The organism is Chloroflexus sp. MS-CIW-1 (assembly GCF_030444705.1).
Classification (GTDB): Bacteria; Chloroflexota; Chloroflexia; order Chloroflexales; family Chloroflexaceae; genus Chloroflexus.
Window position 1 is genome coordinate 176,699 of sequence record NZ_JAUBWR010000002.1, and the last position, 14,172, is coordinate 190,870.

The 14,172-nt window shown below is 51.6% G+C and carries 13 protein-coding genes; 6 read left to right on the forward strand and 7 right to left on the reverse strand.

Annotation, left to right across the window (positions count from 1 at the left end):
• Positions 1-161: 161 nt before the first annotated feature.
• Both trxA and QTO31_RS13700 read left to right on the forward strand, forming a co-directional pair.
• On the forward strand, positions 162-938 hold the full coding sequence (gene trxA / locus QTO31_RS13695; RefSeq protein ID WP_301429610.1) for a thioredoxin: 777 nt from the start codon (positions 162-164) through the stop codon (positions 936-938).
• Between the two features lie 428 nt (positions 939-1,366).
• A complete protein-coding gene (locus tag QTO31_RS13700) occupies positions 1,367-1,801 on the forward strand; it encodes a DUF3592 domain-containing protein (RefSeq protein ID WP_301429612.1) in 435 nt (144 codons plus the stop codon).
• A 103-nt stretch (positions 1,802-1,904) separates the two neighbouring features.
• Here the strand turns inward: QTO31_RS13700 and QTO31_RS13705 are convergent, their stop codons facing one another.
• The 6 genes from QTO31_RS13705 to polA form a co-directional block, all read right to left on the reverse strand.
• A complete protein-coding gene (locus QTO31_RS13705) occupies positions 1,905-2,873 on the reverse strand; it encodes an SPFH domain-containing protein (protein WP_301429614.1) in 969 nt (322 codons plus the stop codon).
• A gap of 39 nt (positions 2,874-2,912) precedes the next feature.
• Positions 2,913-3,932, reverse strand: coding sequence for a glycosyltransferase family 2 protein (locus tag QTO31_RS13710; RefSeq protein ID WP_301429616.1), 1,020 nt, complete (start codon positions 3,930-3,932; stop codon positions 2,913-2,915).
• Positions 3,933-4,405: 473 nt separating this feature from the next.
• The gene (locus QTO31_RS13715; RefSeq protein ID WP_301429617.1) at positions 4,406-5,080 is read right to left on the reverse strand and encodes a hypothetical protein; all 675 of its coding nucleotides are present in this window, start codon (positions 5,078-5,080) and stop codon (positions 4,406-4,408) included.
• Positions 5,077-5,889 carry a hypothetical protein gene (locus tag QTO31_RS13720; RefSeq protein WP_301429618.1) on the reverse strand — a complete coding sequence of 271 codons (813 nt, stop codon included), beginning with the start codon at positions 5,887-5,889 and terminating at the stop codon, positions 5,077-5,079. The genes QTO31_RS13715 and QTO31_RS13720 overlap by 4 nt, the downstream gene beginning before the upstream one ends.
• Positions 5,890-6,048: 159 nt before the next feature.
• Entirely contained in the window at positions 6,049-6,378 is a 330-nt protein-coding gene (locus QTO31_RS13725) for a hypothetical protein (RefSeq protein ID WP_301429621.1), read from the reverse strand.
• 94 nt (positions 6,379-6,472) lie between these two features.
• The gene (gene polA, locus QTO31_RS13730; protein ID WP_301429622.1) at positions 6,473-9,304 is read right to left on the reverse strand and encodes a DNA polymerase I; all 2,832 of its coding nucleotides are present in this window, start codon (positions 9,302-9,304) and stop codon (positions 6,473-6,475) included.
• A 149-nt stretch (positions 9,305-9,453) separates the two neighbouring features.
• On the opposite strand from polA, the gene QTO31_RS13735 reads away from it, so the two are divergent.
• Genes QTO31_RS13735 through QTO31_RS13750 form a run of 4 tightly spaced genes read left to right on the forward strand, consistent with a single transcriptional unit; the run spans position 9,454 to position 13,005 of the window.
• Positions 9,454-10,512: a histone deacetylase gene (locus tag QTO31_RS13735; RefSeq protein ID WP_301429623.1), complete on the forward strand. Its 1,059-nt coding sequence runs from the start codon at positions 9,454-9,456 to the stop codon at positions 10,510-10,512.
• The gene (gene hisH, locus QTO31_RS13740) at positions 10,509-11,147 is read left to right on the forward strand and encodes an imidazole glycerol phosphate synthase subunit HisH (protein WP_301429624.1); all 639 of its coding nucleotides are present in this window, start codon (positions 10,509-10,511) and stop codon (positions 11,145-11,147) included. Before QTO31_RS13735 ends, hisH begins: the two co-directional genes overlap by 4 nt.
• A 2-nt stretch (positions 11,148-11,149) precedes the next feature.
• Entirely contained in the window at positions 11,150-11,875 is a 726-nt protein-coding gene (hisA, locus tag QTO31_RS13745) for a 1-(5-phosphoribosyl)-5-[(5-phosphoribosylamino)methylideneamino]imidazole-4-carboxamide isomerase (RefSeq protein WP_301430292.1), read from the forward strand.
• 32 nt (positions 11,876-11,907) lie between these two features.
• On the forward strand, positions 11,908-13,005 hold the full coding sequence (locus tag QTO31_RS13750) for a hypothetical protein (RefSeq protein WP_301429626.1): 1,098 nt from the start codon (positions 11,908-11,910) through the stop codon (positions 13,003-13,005).
• Positions 13,006-13,013: 8 nt separating this feature from the next.
• Here the strand turns inward: QTO31_RS13750 and QTO31_RS13755 are convergent, their stop codons facing one another.
• A complete protein-coding gene (locus tag QTO31_RS13755; protein ID WP_301429628.1) occupies positions 13,014-14,045 on the reverse strand; it encodes a methyltransferase domain-containing protein in 1,032 nt (343 codons plus the stop codon).
• Between the last annotated feature and the right edge of the window lie 127 nt (positions 14,046-14,172).

Sequence of the window (14,172 nt, forward strand, 5' to 3'; positions counted from 1 at the left end):
AGATTGCCGCCAAAATGTGTTATCGCAGGCAAGAGCCTGATTGTTCAGCAACTCTCTCCAAGCGGTTCTGACATGACATTAATAAATCTTTAATGACCAGTATTATCCATACAGCGTACATTCAACATAGCAACATATTGGACTTACTAGCGAGGGTAACTATGGTCTTTTCAACTCCAATCCGAACGAGCGAACAGAGCATCGACCGCGTGCTAAGGGCCGGCTTACCCGTACTCCTGATCTTCGAGCGCCGGAACTGTCCGACCTGCCAGCAGCTCGACCCAACACTCGAACGACTGGCCCAACGCTTCGCCGGAAAGGCATTGCTCGCACGGATCGATGCTGATGATAATCCGCGATTAGTACAGAAATACAACATTACCGATTTGCCGGGTCTGGTCTTTATCAGCAACGGCGCAACGGTAGCGCAGACACATGGTGTAGTGTCTGAATCCGCATTGCAGACGTGGTTACAGTATCTGAGTGATGGTGGATCGCAGCCGCCATTACCGAAAGGGCCGAGTGTACCACTTCAATCATCAGCGGCTACAGCAAATGGTACAACTCATTCCAAACCATCGACGCACGGCTCAACGACTGAGCGACATCAACAGGTTGGGCCGGTGGTGCTCAGTGATGCCACTTTCGATCAGATCGTTGGGCAGAGCAAGCAACCGGTGTTAGTCGATTTCTGGGCACCGTGGTGCGGGCCATGCCGTGCAGTTGCCCCGGCAGTCGAGCGACTGGCGCACGAGTTTGCCGGACGCGCTGTGGTCGCCAAGCTCAATGTAGACGAAAACCCATATACGGCACAGCGGTTTGGCATTACCGGTATCCCGGCGCTGTACATTTTCAAGGATGGGCGAGTTGTTGAACGTTTAGTGGGCGCTCAGCCATATCAGGTCTTGTATCAGGCGCTGGCCCGGCATGCGATGTGAGATTGGGAGAGAAGAGAGCGGGGAAGGTTGCAAACCTCCCCGCCATAGGATGCTGATGTAGCCCGAAACTAGGAGTGGCCTCTGATCGTTTCGACGACGCATAAACGTTACTGCAATCCTCCCAGGATTACGCTCGCGTAGAGAACCAGATCGCCCACGGATGGAATGACGAAATTACCGTGAGTACGAACCCGTATCGGTATGGCGACAATGCTCTACTGTGATAGCAAGGCGAGTGGATCAGTTGCCTATGCCGACAATGACAGATTAGGTCGAGGGAAATATCGTCTTATCCGTATTTGAAGTGACTCTTGATCATCGCAACCAGGAAAAGGAGTGATCAGGTATCCTTACAGAAGCAAGCAATGACCTGTTCTGACAATTCCTTGTCTCTTGATCAACAAAATATCGCGAATACGGAGTGCATAATGAAACCTTTTCTGGCTGGATTGTTCTTGCTCGCCCTCGGCATATTTCTGTCGGCATTAGGATGGCAAGCGTATGCCAATATCACCCAAACACTGAAAACGATGATCCCGACGAGCGGCAAAGTGGTTGACATGAACCCTCGCATTATCAACACCAACAGCGGCGACAAAACCTTCTACTATCCCATTGTGGAATTTCAGACTGCTGCTGGCGAGACCATTCGATTCGAGAACGAACAGGGAGGCAACCCTCCGGCATACCAGATAGGCGATCAGGTAGATGTCAGGTATAATCCACAGCGTCCACAAGTGGCAATGGTTACTTCGTGGGAAATCTGGTTGCCGACAGCACTATTTGGTTTCGCTGGCGGACTACTCATCTTGATCGGTGGTCTCATCTTCGTCACGACAGTCGCATCATTACTCAAACAGTAAGGATACTCTAACCAGGAGCCGTAAAACAGCATACGAGGAGGTCAGACTATTTGCGTGACCTCCTCAACCAGGAACAAACCGTTTGTTGTCCTTGTGTCAAACCCTACGGCGTAACCGACGGTGCAGGCTGTGCTGGCTGTGGGATCACCAATGCCTGACCATCGGCAGCCTGATTATTAAGCAGAATAGTCAGATTGGTATTCGGATCAACAAACCAGATATTCCCTTTACTCATCATCTCGACCAGTAATTCACGTTTGCGCAGCTCAAACAGCTCGGGATTTTCGCGCCAGTAGCGACCCTCAATCGCCCGTATCTGAGCTTCGCGGTTAGCTGCCTCAAGCGCAGCCGCTGTGATACCACGCTCGCGCGTGAGTGCCACCAGTGCTTCTTGCTCGGCCTGAAACAGATTATTCGCTTGCTGGGCCTCAATTTGCTGCCGTCGCTTCTGTTCAGTCTCAATCTGTACTTCGAGATTGGCCTTTTCGGCCAGCAACTGCGCATACGTCTCACCAACCTTAATATCGAGTACCTTCACTGCTTCAATCGTGATGTAAAGCTGATCGACCGGCGCCCGCTGCCCATCACCGGGAGAAGTGGTGAGAAAGCGGCGGATCCGTTCGGCAAATGCACCCCGGTCAGAGAGTGCTTCATCGAGAGTAAACTGGGTACTGGCACTCTTGAGTGCATCGTTAATGAACCCATCGAGGAATTCGTTCAACTGCTGGTCACTGACACCAATTTCAGCATACGCCGCTCTGAGTGCATCTTCGTTAGGTAAACGCCGAAAATCAACCTGAATGTCAATGTCGTACAACTGCTTATCACTACTGGCGACATTCTGTGAAATCTGACGGGTTTGCCGACGAATATTTACGAGCTGTATCTCGGTGAAAGGCGCAAACGGACGGAAGATCGGTCCTGGCCCATGGACAGCGACAATCCGACCCTGCACCAATTCAATCGCGGCTTGGCCCTCATCGACCTGTACGTACTTCATTGTGCTTAGACCAACACCGGCAATAATCAACAACAAAACAAACCCACTTACGAATGTTAAACGCGAATTCATAGCTCCTCCTTTTGGCATACGTTGACTCATCGTATCATCCTACTCTATTACCGGTGATTGTTCCTTATGAGTAGTACGCATATTACCCGCCGATGTTGCAGCTGTTTCATCAATACCTAATGTCTCGGCAACAATGTACAGAGGTCGCCCCTTCACCTCGTCATAAATGCGTCCGACATATTCACCGATAATCCCGAGTGAAATGAGCTGCACGGCACCCAGGAAGAGCACACTGGCCAGCGTACTGGCCTGACCGTAGAACGCCGGTTCAGTTGCTGCCGGATTGGAAAGCCGCATCACGAACACCACAAACAAAAAGATGATGCTGATGGCAGCCACAATGAACCCAACATAGGTTGCCAGTTGGAGCGGTAAATACGAAAAGCTGGTAATACCGTCAAGCGCGAAGCGCAGCATTTTTCGCAGCGGATATTTGGTAGTACCAGCAGCACGGGCATGACGACGGTAGAGCACACCGGTTTGCCGAAAACCAACCCACGCCGACAGACCACGCATAAAACGGTGATGCTCGCGCATGCGTTTCAGGGCATCGACCACCTTACGATCCATCAGGCGAAAATCACCGGTATCAACCGGGATATTGACATTCGTAATCCGCACAATCAGTCGGTAGAAGATCGCTGCGGTCGTCTTCTTAAACCAGGTCTCACCCTGACGTTCTTCGCGCACGCCATAGACAACCTGATACCCTTCGCGCCAACGGGCTATCAGATCAGGAATGACTTCGGGCGGGTCTTGCAAGTCGGAGTCGATCACGATGACGGCCCGACCGGTAGCATAGTCGGTACCGGCCGTAATCGCGATCTGATGACCAAAATTGCGCGAAAAATTGATCACTTTGATCCGCGGATCACGTTGATGCAATTCACGCATAATATCTGGTGAACGATCGCGACAGCCGTCATTCACCAGAATCAACTCAAACGGCTCACCAAGCGGTTCAAGCGCCGCGATCACCCGACGGCAAAACTCGGCAATCAGTTGTTCTTCGTTATACACCGGTGCGACGACGGAAAAGGTCGGTGGTTGGGTATCCATACTTCCTCCACACCATCAATGGTGATGGTCAGCTATGCTATTGTGTTGATCATAACAAATCTGGCAATCTATGTGATCATCCTCGTAATACGAAATATGTTACGTTGGCTGACAATTCATCTCGCTGCTGCAAAGAGCCTCGGCGATGGATACAATCCGATACACGAGGAGGGGTGAGGTGACGCCTCGCTTTCCTTGATAGGTTTCAATCTCGATAGATCCAATTCTGTACCAGTTTTTGATAACCGGTTTCCGTAACGCTTGCCGTGATTGTTCGAGGACTCATCTCCGCTCGACCAGAGAAACTCTAGTCACTGCTCTGTAGCCGGGCTTCCCTAACGGCAACAAAACGAAATAGCCGTGGCGTTGTGTCATGAGGACGGTTACTATCAAATATAAATACCATGAGACATTCTCCGGATTATGCCAACATACAAAGCTTCTACACCTTGCGATTGAGCTTATCGATGACGTTACCAACGCACTGTACCGTATCCCAATAACTCTGTTTCAGCTAGAGCTAAATGAAAAAGTATCCAAACAATTAATCCGACTAAGAAGATGAATGATACTCTGTTCCAATATCGCCCCATACTTTGAAAGCGATTATGTATTGTGAACAGAAATACAAGTACAAATAGTACTAGCAATGGTATGATCGGAAGAAAAAAACGTGTTTTATTGGCAGTCAATGCAACAGCAGCAATATATATCCCTATCCGGATCAGCATCAGGCTATACCGCTTATCGTAAGACTGGGTGATTACAATCGTTATACCGGCAAAAGCAAGTAATCCAAGAGGCCAAATAAGTAGATAATGAATTGTTTTCAGGCTAAACTGGATAATATTTTCCACCGAATGCCGAAAGAGCGCTGTAGGGTCATAATTTACAATAAACCACATTTGTGCTAAGCTTGTCCCTTCTGGCAGAGGATCAGTACGTTCGTAAGCGAACAACCAGATATTAATGTACTGTCTGTTGAAGAAAGGATAGCCCGTATCACGAATATCCAAAACCCATTGTGGAGCAGTTGTCACTATAAAAGCTAAGAGAAACAAGAACGGTTTAAACCACCATTTATCATGAGGAAACCAGACAAAACTCCTCGAAAGGGGGACAATTGGTTGAAAAGCCAGCCAGATCATCGTTGCAGGAAGGAAAAGCATAGCCTGGTAACGAAAGAGATAAGCACATCCAAGAAAAAACCGGCGAGAATAACGTGATAAACTGTCAGACTTGGGTTCCAGCAGAGTACTAGAAGTGCTGCTATAGCGAAAGCAACCATCGGTGCGTCCGTACTTGCTAGTACCCCATAGGCTACGACAATTGGCGATCCCAGCAATAGCAATCCAGCATACCACGCAAAAGCACGACCTTGAAGGCGATAGGCCAGGGCCATTGTTAATCCTATGGTGAATAATGTCGAAACCGTACCAAGGATTCGTCCGAAGAGAAGTGCTTGATTGCCGGCCAACTGACCAAGCCACAATACTAAAGGAAACCCAAAAGGATAAAAATCATGTGCCCGGAAAACTCGCTCCCACGAGCCACCATGGTTGAGATGCCAGCCGTAATCAGGTCCTTCAACCATCCAGTAAAGCTGTAATGTCACTAATAACGCTAAAGCAATAAGAAAAACAGTACCAGATACAACAAATACGCCTTTTCGAGAATCCCAACTATAGCGAATGAACAGAAGACCTATCAAAACGAAAGTCAGCAGTTCTGGGAGCCACCAAAAGGGTAACCAGGTATAATTAGTTGTTGGTGGATGCCAGACAAGCAATTCATAAAGTATAGGGAGGGAAAGAGCAGTTACAATATAGATGAAGAGTTGCTTCCCACGGAATGGCCACAGTAACCCTGTCAGGCTAATGATGCTAAGACTAACCAGGATAAATGGTTCTAGTGAAACACTATATCCATCTACCTCCCGAAAGATTATTCTGTTCACTGCAATCCCAAGAAGACGGTCATCTGGAGGAAACGATCTGGGTTGAGACAGGATAGTTAATTGACGAGCACCTAACCCTCCAAACCAGGAGCTGGTAAGCGGCGAGGACCAAATCACCTGATATGTACGAAATCCAGTTTGGGCTTCTATTGAACTGACCTAACGTTCACGATCTCTCAGTTCAAAATCATATGATACACCAGGCCCAATATTCGCCCGAATTGCAACCAGATATCCGGTACGGAGCCATGGAACATTCACTATTGCTGACCCATTCGTCCAGCGAAAGGGTACGTTATCAATGGAAACTTCTTTCGTGTAAAAACCTGTACCCAGGAAAGCCGAGTCGTGAGTACCAACCGGAATCTGTATTTGCCATGAACGCTCTACGAAAATCTGGGTAATAGTCAATGCGATGATAAGGGTTGTCACTGAAACAATTACTCTTGCGAACACCTGATTTGATGATCGCTTCATTTCATTGGGCATTTCCATCTTCCTCTAGGTTGATAACCTGCTTTGTATGATTGGACAAGTTCTCTATGCGTTTTGGTCAACCTTGACGCCCATCGCCCATTTTCCCTTATTCCACCACTATCGGACTCATCTCTTCCCAATTAGGGCCGGTTTCAAGATTGACACTAAGTGGTACTTTTAGTTCGTAAACACCACTCATCACTTCACGCAGAAGCTGCGCAGCCGCTGTCACTTCTGATTCAGGCGCTTCGGCGATCAATTCATCGTGTACCTGTAGAAGCAGGCGGGTGCGCAACCCACGCTCACGCAGCGCCCGATGAACATTGACCATTGCCATCTTCATCAGATCGGCAGCCGTTCCCTGAATCGGTGCATTGATCGCTTCTCGTTCGGCAGCAGCCCGACGGGCACCACTGGCTCGCAGATCTTCCATGATGCGACGACGGCCAAAGAGCGTTTGCACATAGCCGTTTTGACGACCAAAGGCAAGCGTTTGATCGATGTAGTGCCGAATACCGGGGAACTGGGTAAACAGGTTATCGATCAATTGGCGAGCCAACTCGCGCTCGATGCCCAACCGCTGCGCCAGGCCAAATGGGCTAATGCCGTAGATCACGCCAAATACCACAGTCTTGGCAACCCGACGCTGGTTCTTATCGACGGCTGTCGGCTCTACACCAAAGAGCCGACTCGCAGTCGCGGCATGAATGTCAAGTCCTTGCTCGAATGCAGCAATCAGATTTTCATCACCACTGATATGAGCCAGGACACGCAACTCGATCTGGGAATAGTCGGCCGCAACAAAACGGTGACCCGGCGCTGCCACAAAAGCACGCCGAATTTCGCGTCCTTCTTCAGTGCGTACCGGAATGTTTTGCAGATTGGGGTTATTTGACGATAAACGGCCCGTGGCAGCACCAAGCTGATTGTACGAGGTGTGAATGCGCCCGGTACGCGGATTGACCAGTTCGGGAAGCGCATCAATGTACGTACTCTTGAGCTTGGTTAACTGGCGATAGGTTAGAATATCGGCCGCAATAGGATAGAGTTGAGCCAGCTCTTCCAGCACCTCGGCAGTGATCGAGTAGCCGCCACTTTTGAGCTTGCTTAGTCCATGTGCACGGGGATCAATGCCTATGCGTTCAAACAATACTTCATTAAGTTGCTGCCCCGAATTGATATTAAATGGACTGCCGGCCTGCTGATAAATACGTTCGGCCACTTCATTGATGCGTCGGGCGAAACGTTCACCCAACTCGCGCAGATACATCTGATCGAGCAAGATGCCGGTCAATTCCATCTCGGTCAGCACCTCAATCAGAGGTAGCTCAACCCGGTAGTAGAGATCGCGCAGCGCCGTATCAGTCTCTAACTGGCTGCGTAATCGTTCGGTCAGGTGCAGGGTATACAGTGCATCAGCACCGGCATATGGCGCAGCCTGTTCAATGGGAACTGCTGCAAAACTTATCTGCTTCCTTCCCCGACCGATCATATCCTCGATAGTTGCCGGCGGCTCAGGCAATTTTAATTCGTAGAAGGCGAGGTCTTTCAAACCTTGCCGCTTCCCTAACATTGCTGCCGCAATCATCGTATCGAACGATAAACCCACCACCCGAATCCCAGCCCCGGCCAGCACCTCTATATCAAACTTGGCATTGTGGGCAAATTTCGGTTTTTGCGGATCGGCAAAAAATGGCGCCAGGGCAGAAATCACCTCGCTGCGCGGTGCTTGTTCACCATCTTGGTGAGCAACCGGTACATACCAGACATCACCGGGGGCAAGCGCAATCGAGATCCCAACCAAATCACTCATAACTGGTTGAAGACTGGTACATTCGGTGTCGAACGCGAAGGCAGGCGCTGCGCGCAATCGTGCCACCAGTTCTGATAATGCTCTCGTATCGCGGACAATCGTCACCGGTGGTGGCTCTGCGGTTGGCAACCTGGGTGCAGAGTCACTGTCACCGTTAAAGAGTGCCAGTTGCGTCGGCCCATCAGCATGCGGCGTGGCTGGAAGTTCAGCGGGAAGTGGTGCCAATGTTGGCGATTGAACGACCGGTGGGAGTTTCTTAATCAAGTTGGAGGCAACGCCAAACTCTAGCTCCTGAAAGAGTGCCATAACTGCTGCCCGGTCGTAGGTGCCCAACCGACAAGAATGCAGGTCGAGTTGAATCGGAACATCGGTCACGATGGTCGCCAGTTGACGCGAAAAACGGGCATCCTCACCTTGCTCACGCAACAGAGCCTGATACCGCTTCGGGGCCTCATCGATATGCGCGAGCAAATGATCGAGCGAACCAAACTGCTTGAGTAAGGCAATTGCACCCTTTTCACCAATCCCACGCACACCCGGGATATTGTCAGAGGAATCACCCTTCAAGCCGCGCAGATCGGCCAACTGCGCCGGTTCGAGTCCATCGTAACGCTTGCGCACCTGCTCAACATCGTACAAGGTGACACTTGTCTTACCACCATAGGGATTTGCCAGCGCAACCCGCACGTGCTCATCAACCAGTTGTAAAACGTCGGAATCGCCGGTAAGAATAATAGTATCGATCCCCTGAGCAGAAGCCTGACGAGCCAGCGTCCCGATCACATCGTCAGCCTCATACCCCTCGGCAGTGTAGATCGGGATGTTGAGCGCCTGTACCAGTTGTTTCATCCGCTCAAACTGTGGATAAAACTCTTCTGGCGTTTCGGCGCGCCCGGCCTTGTATTCAGCATACAGATCATCACGAAACGTGCGACCGACATCAAAGGCAACCGCAGCGTAATCGGGTCGATAATCGGCCAGCGTCGTCAACAGAATCTGGGCAAAGCCAAAAACGGCATACGTTGGCTCGCCGCGTGATGAACGTAAGCCACTCTCACGTAACGCGAAAAATGCCCGATACGCCAGGGCATGACCGTCAACCAAAATCAAAAGCGGACGCGACATAGACTGTCTCCATTCGCACAGATTTGCGAGTGGATTATACCATTTGTGGAGCGTTCGTTGAACCAGTGGTGATAGCCGTCGTGGTACAATGGAGAAAATGACGGCGGTGAATGGATCATACAGCTTGCCATCACGGTACAGAAGAGGTTATGACCACAGCTATTTTAACCGATCAGCGATTTGATCTTCACACGTGGCATGGTCACGTCGAACAGGCTGCACGACTACACGCTATTCGACGGGCAATCGAGGCTGACGGTTTGTTACCCCATCTCGTTCAATTGCCAATCCGGCCGGCTACCGAGACTGAGTTGCTGGCGGTACACAACGCACAGATGCTGCATCGTGTACGGCAACTCGCCAGTTATGGCGGTGGTCAGATTGACAGTGACACCTACGTTACGGCTGACTCATGGGATGTGGCCCTACTGGCAGCGGGAGCAACGATTTGTATGGCTGAAGCACTAGTGGAAGGACGTTGCCACAACGCCTTTGCGCTGGTGCGACCACCGGGACATCACGCAACTGATTTTCGCTCAATGGGTTTCTGTCTTTTCAATAACATCGCGGTTGCGGCCAGGTTTCTGTTAGACCGCTACCAGCTTCAACGGATCGCGATCATTGATTTCGATGTTCATCACGGCAACGGTACGCAAGACATCTTTTACCGCGATGGACGAGTATTCTTCTGTTCAACGCATGCCACACCCCTCTACCCAGGCACCGGCGCCGCTTACGAGATGGGTGATCCACGGACAGCGGCTGGCACGACGCTCAATGTCCCTCTTCCTTATGGCACCGGCGATAGGGGCTATGATCGCGTCTTCCGGCAGCTCATCGGGCCAGCGCTCCGCAGATTCCAACCGGAAATTATCTTGGTGTCGGCAGGGTTTGATGCCCACTGGAGCGATCCCATTGGGCCGATGGCCCTTTCGGTCAAAGGTTTTGCCCAGATCGTACAACATCTGCTCGACTGGGCCAACGAGTTGTGTCAGGGTCGGATTGGATTTGTCCTTGAAGGCGGATATAGTCTCTCTGCCCTGGCTGCCAGCGTTGTTGCAACCTTACGGCTGCTGCTTGGCAAGGCACCCGGCCATGACCCCATGGGTGGCGGAGATGTCCCCGAACCTAACATTGATCACATCATTACGACGTTACAAAATCAGCATCCGTTGTTAATGCATGCCGGGTATCAAGGAGTGTCATGATTGCAGTGATTAATTACGGCGCCGGCAACCTGCCAAACGTTGTGCGCGCATTACAACGTGTCGGTGCTCCGCTTGTAGTGACCGATGATCCAAATGTTATTCGCTCGGCGCAGGCCGTTGTCTTGCCTGGTGTTGGCGCGACCGCCGATACGATGGCGAGCCTGCGCCACCTGGGCATTGCTGAGGTGCTACCGGCCATTATCGCTGCTGGAACACCCTTTCTAGGCATTTGTGTCGGTATGCAAGTCTTACTGAGTGAAAGTGAAGAGTTTGGTCTCCATTCCTGTCTTAACATCATTCAGGGTACCGTGCGCCGTCTTCCCGAAAGCGCTGGCAAGATTCCCCAGATCGGTTGGAATCAAATTCATATCACACCGCCTTTCCGTGACCACCCTCTCTTCGATGGCGTTCCCGACGGTGCTGATGTCTACTTTGTGCATTCGTACTACTGTGCCGTCGCCGACGAATCGGTAATTGCTGCGCGCACCGATTACGGTCTCGCTTTCCCCAGCGTTATCATTCGCAATCGCCTTGCGGCTGTGCAATTTCATCCTGAAAAGAGCGGCGATTATGGCCTCCGCCTGCTGGCCAATTTTGTGCGCTGGAGCGGTGTTTCACATTCAATCGGAGCATAATGATGGAGATTATTCCTGCTATTGATATCAAAGATGGTCGCTGTGTTAGACTATATCAGGGCGACTTTGCGCAGATGACCATATATGCCGATGATCCGGTTGCGGTGGCCCGTCATTGGGAAGCACAAGGTGCCGGTCGGTTACATCTGGTCGATCTTGACGGCGCCCGTACCGGTCGCCCCCAGAACGTAGACGTCATCCTCGCCATTACTCAGGCTGTGCAGATTCCGGTGCAACTTGGGGGCGGCCTGCGTCGTGAGGCAGATGTAGAAGCGGCGCTCGCGTTGGGGGTTGAACGAGTCATCATCGGCACGGCGGCCATCGTTGAAATTGAACTGGTTGCTCGTTTGCTCAATCGCTTCGGAGAGCAGATCGTGATCGGGATTGATGCCCGCAACGGCCTGGTTGCGACCGATGGCTGGACAGTTACGTCAACGGTGAAGGCAACCGCTCTGGCCGAACAGATGGCTGGCCTTGGTGCGCGCCGGATCATTTATACTGACATCAGCCGCGATGGTGCACTCAGTGGGCCAAATTTTACCGCCCTGGCCGAGCTGATCTCTCCCACTGGCCCGGCAATTATCGCCAGTGGTGGCATCGCCAGCCTCGAACACGTGCGTCGCCTTGCGCAACTTGGCGTCGAAGGGGCCATCATTGGGAAAGCGCTTTACGTCGGCTCGGTGAAATTACCTGAAGCGATTGCCATTGCCCAGACAACGACCGTGTAAAAATACTAAACCCATACCAACCAGGAGAGAGTATGTCAAATCCAGACCTGACCGCACGCTACGAAGAAGAGCGGCTCCGAGCCCAGGAACAATCGCAACTCGTCTACCTGCAAGGTCAGATTGACGAGCTTCGCCGCTTGTTGAAAGACCAGACCAACAAGTATCAATGGGCAATGGAACAGGTTCGCAAAAACGAAGGGGCAATTGCACAAATACAGAGCCTCTTTGATCGACACACTGGCGACGTTGCGCAGGCCAATGAAATCGTGCGCCGTGATGTCATCGCACTACGCCGCGAGGTTGCCGCTGCCCTCGTTAAAATCGAAGATGGCTTGCGTCCAATCCGTGATATGCAAGCTCAGATACAACAGATTGCCGAAGCGCGCAAACAAGACCGCGATTTCCTGGCGGGCTGGATCAACCGTATCGAGCAAGTGGAACGGCAAGTTGCTGCACTCGCGTCACAGATCAAAGAGCTTGATGAGCGGCAGCGACAATTAGCCCTCCAACTTGAACGATTGCGTGAAGCTGACGCTGCGGTTATGCAAGAAGTACGGCGGTTTGGTGATGATTTACAGATTGAAAAACAACACATACGCCGAATGGCGGTAGAATCACAGCAACTGCTTGCCGATCTGCGTCCACTAATCGATGACATGCAAACCCGAATTGCTCGCCTGGAAGAGATTCGACAGCAGATTGATCTGTTTGCTGAAATGTTACCGGCGCAAATAAAAGAGTTAGCCGCCAAACTTCCTGACATCAATGCCGAGATCAAGCGGATTGAACGACTCTCGACCGAGCGTTTTCTGATGAATCAGGAGCGCCTCGAAGAGTTGCGCCAGATGGCCGACGAACGTATGAGCGCCTTACAAGAGACCGACGAGCAATACCTGCGGCAACTCACCTCCTGGCTTGAGCGCGTAGATAGCTGGTTGCGCGAACTCGAGCAACGTCTGTCGCGTACCACTGATCGGATCGAGTTAGAACAGAAAGCTCATCTCTTACGCATTATGGCGCTCGAACGGCGCGAGATTGATACACTTGGTGCTCAATTAGATATGCTACGTCAACGGCTGGAAGTTGTGCGTGCTGCCCAGATCGAGACAGGGGGCAGTAGCGAAGGGTAGAGACCAGTTTATGATGAGCTGCGTCGTAACACAAAGATGCGCGGGTAAAGCCCACGGAGATTAACGCGCAATTGCTGTTCGACGCACCATCCTGGGAGTTCAGCTAACAATCGTTCCATCAATCGTACTTCGTGACTGATCAGCACTGCCCGCCCACCAGGACGGGTCACGCGAGCCGCTTCGGCCAGTAGTGCCGGGTAGAGCGTCAGATTGGTTGCATGTGAACCAACCAGATGACCAAAGGGAAGATCGGCCAGCACAACATCGATGCTCGCTGAAGGTAACGGCAGAGAGCAAGCATCCCAATCGTATAGCTCGACCCGATTGCTGAAACCGGCGGCGGCCAGGTTCTGCTGCGCGCAGGCCAGCGCTTCTGAATCGGTATCGCAACCAACAACTCGCGCTGCCGGTCCAGCAAATAACCGCTCGATTATCAGCGATCCCGAACCACATCCGACATTGAGAACCCTATCGTTATCGCGTGGCTTACTTAATACTGCCATAGCATAGGCAACCGGGCCACTGAGTGCACCTTCACGATTACACACTCGCCACAAGCGGGTCGCCAATGGTCTTGGTGTAAGGCGAACTAATACTTCCCATCCATCGCGATCAGGCGCTGGCCGTAACCGGATCAGCAAATCTCCATCTTCTCCACCAGGCATAAGACCGAGCCGGGTACAGAGTTCATGCTTGAAACGCTGTAACACGCTGCTCTCAGCACCGGCTGCGCTGAGAAACAGAGTCTGAAAGGTCCCGGCAGGATGCAGCCGACGCACCATCTCGATAGTGGCTAAGACAGCTCGCAAGTGCTCGTCACCGAGTAGTGCGCGTGGGCGCGGGATGGCAAAGCGACGTACTGCATAAATTGATGTGACGCACCGTAGCTGAAAGAGTGCCTGCAACGCACCGTACATCGTGGCGCCGATCACCCCATCTTTGTGAACTGGATCGAGCCGTAATCCGGTAATCCGTTGCATTTCGGTACGGGCCAACGCTTCAAGTCCGGCAGGTACGACGATTTCAATGCGCTGAGACATTCTAATCCTATACTCCTATCGCCATTCTGTAGTAAGCGTTATACTATAATGGAATATGTACCTGCTGTCGATACATTGGCAGCCAAAGACGATGCCGGTTCCATCATAGCAGATGATTTACCCTGTG